3 protein-coding genes and 2 pseudogenes are annotated in these 2,209 nt (G+C 60.8%); all 5 read left to right on the top strand.

The features are described from left to right. Positions 1 to 147, top strand: a pseudogene (locus ACXJ7R_RS30520) (preprotein translocase subunit SecY); the annotation flags it as partial. Continuing rightward, positions 144 to 740, top strand: coding sequence for an adenylate kinase (locus ACXJ7R_RS30525; RefSeq protein ID WP_457155064.1), 597 nt, complete (start codon positions 144 to 146; stop codon positions 738 to 740). The pseudogene ACXJ7R_RS30520 and the gene ACXJ7R_RS30525, both read left to right, overlap by 4 nt. A 192-nt stretch (positions 741 to 932) precedes the next feature. Further along, positions 933 to 1,301 carry a 30S ribosomal protein S13 gene (gene rpsM, locus ACXJ7R_RS30530; protein WP_006205445.1) on the top strand — a complete coding sequence of 123 codons (369 nt, stop codon included), beginning with the start codon at positions 933 to 935 and terminating at the stop codon, positions 1,299 to 1,301. A 125-nt stretch (positions 1,302 to 1,426) separates the two neighbouring features. After that, positions 1,427 to 1,816 (top strand): 30S ribosomal protein S11, encoded by a 390-nt coding sequence (gene rpsK, locus ACXJ7R_RS30535; RefSeq protein ID WP_006205444.1) that lies wholly within the window; start codon positions 1,427 to 1,429, stop codon positions 1,814 to 1,816. Positions 1,817 to 1,920: 104 nt separating this feature from the next. Beyond that, a pseudogene (locus tag ACXJ7R_RS30540) lies at positions 1,921 to 2,209 on the top strand (DNA-directed RNA polymerase subunit alpha); the annotation flags it as partial.

Below are 2,209 nucleotides of genomic sequence, written 5' to 3' on the forward strand. Positions count from 1 at the left end.
CCATTCTACCTTGGTGGCACATCGCTTCTGATCGTGGTCAGTGTCACGCTCGATACGGTTGCGCAGATTCAAGGCCACCTGATCGCGCACCAGTATGAAGGCCTGATCAAGAAGTCGAAGCTGCGCGGGGGGAAGAAAGCCAGATGAGGTTGATATTGCTTGGGCCGCCAGGGGCGGGCAAGGGGACACAAGCACAAAGACTGGTAGAAAAACACGGCATACCCCAGCTCTCGACGGGCGACATGCTGCGTGCTGCAGTCCAGGCTGGCACCGAAGTCGGCAAACGCGCCAAGGCGGTGATGGATGCCGGTGAACTGGTTTCCGACGCCATCGTCAACGCCATCGTCGCCGAACGTATCGATCAGCCGGATTGCGCGAAGGGTTTCATCCTCGACGGATATCCGCGGACCCTGGTGCAGGCGGACGCGGTTGAGCAGATGCTTTCGGATCGCTCGCAGGGCCTCGATGCGGTCATTGAACTTGTCGTCGACGACAAGGCGCTGGTTGGTCGTATCGTCAAGCGGGCCAACGAAGCACAAGCCGCCGGCCAGCCCGTGCGCAAGGACGACAATCCGACCGTGTTCGAGGAGCGTTTGAGGGAATACTACAAGAAGACGGCGCCGCTGATTGGCTACTATTATGCCAAGGGCAAGCTCCGCAGCGTCGACGGCATGGCCGATATCGACGCCGTGACGGGACAGATCGAAGCGGTGCTAAGGGACGCAACGCGGGGAATTTAAACGATTGCACTTGACGGGAGCGGTTCGCTGCGGTATGGCGGCCCGTCTTCCTATCAGGCATCGGCTTTGCTTGTCCGCAAGGGCAAGGCAGCCGCTTTGAACTGGAAACTCCCGCATGGGCCGGCCTCCACCGGACGCGGGGCAACTTAAGATAGCGCCGGTTCGTCCGGCCCACATGGAGAAGAGAAGAATATGGCTCGTATAGCCGGCGTCAACATTCCGACCAACAAGCGCGTCGTCATCGCGCTTCAGTACATTCACGGCATTGGCAAGAAGTTCGCCCAGGAGATCGTCGACAAGGTCGGCATCCCGGCCGAGCGTCGCGTCAACCAGCTCACCGACGCGGAAGTGCTGCAGATCCGCGAAACCATCGACCGCGACTACCAGGTCGAGGGCGACCTGCGCCGCGAAGTCTCGATGAACATCAAGCGGCTCATGGATCTCGGCTGCTATCGCGGCCTGCGTCACCGTCGCTCGCTGCCGGTTCGCGGCCAGCGCACGCATACCAATGCGCGCACCCGCAAGGGCCCGGCCAAGTCAATCGCCGGCAAGAAGAAGTAATTGAGCAAATAGCGATTGGGTCGTGGCGAATAGGTTTCTACCCACTATTCGCTACGCCCTACTCGCTTTTGCAAGGTGGAGCCGCTGGCATTACGGCGGTGTAGAGATCAACTGAAAGGACTATCATGGCCAAGGAAGCCGCTCGTGTTCGCCGTCGCGAACGCAAGAACATCTCGTCGGGCGTTGCCCACGTCAATTCGACCTTCAACAACACGATGATCACCATCACTGACGCACAGGGCAATTCGATTGCCTGGTCGTCGGCCGGTGCCCAGGGCTTCAAGGGTTCGCGCAAGTCGACCCCGTTCGCTGCCCAGATGGCTGCCGAGGACGTTGCCAAGAAGGCCCAGGAACACGGCATGCGCATGCTCGAAGTCGAGGTCTGCGGACCCGGCTCCGGTCGTGAATCGGCACTGCGCGCCCTGCAGGCGGCCGGCTTCACCATCACCTCGATCCGTGATGTGACGCCGATCCCGCACAATGGCTGCCGCCCGCGCAAGAAGCGTCGCGTCTAAAAAATTACCGAACGCCGCGCGAGCGCCCTTTGTGGCGCTCCTCCACGGCATTCCAGGTCGCCCGCCACGATTGGATGGTGGCGGGTCAACGGAAGGAAAGCATCATGATCCAGAAAAATTGGCAGGAACTGATCAAGCCGAACAAGATCGAGTTCTCGTCGAAGAAGAAGACGCTGACCACGCTGGTCGCCGAGCCGCTCGAGCGTGGCTTTGGCCTGACGCTCGGCAACGCGCTGCGCCGCGTGCTTCTGTCTTCGCTGCGCGGTGCGGCTGTTACCGCCGTGCAGATCGACGGCGTTCTGCATGAATTCTCGTCCATCGCCGGCGTGCGCGAGGACGTGACCGACATCGTCTTGAACATCAAGGAAATCGCCATCCGCATGGAAGGCGATG

Source organism: Mesorhizobium sp. P5_C1 (genome assembly GCF_054049815.1).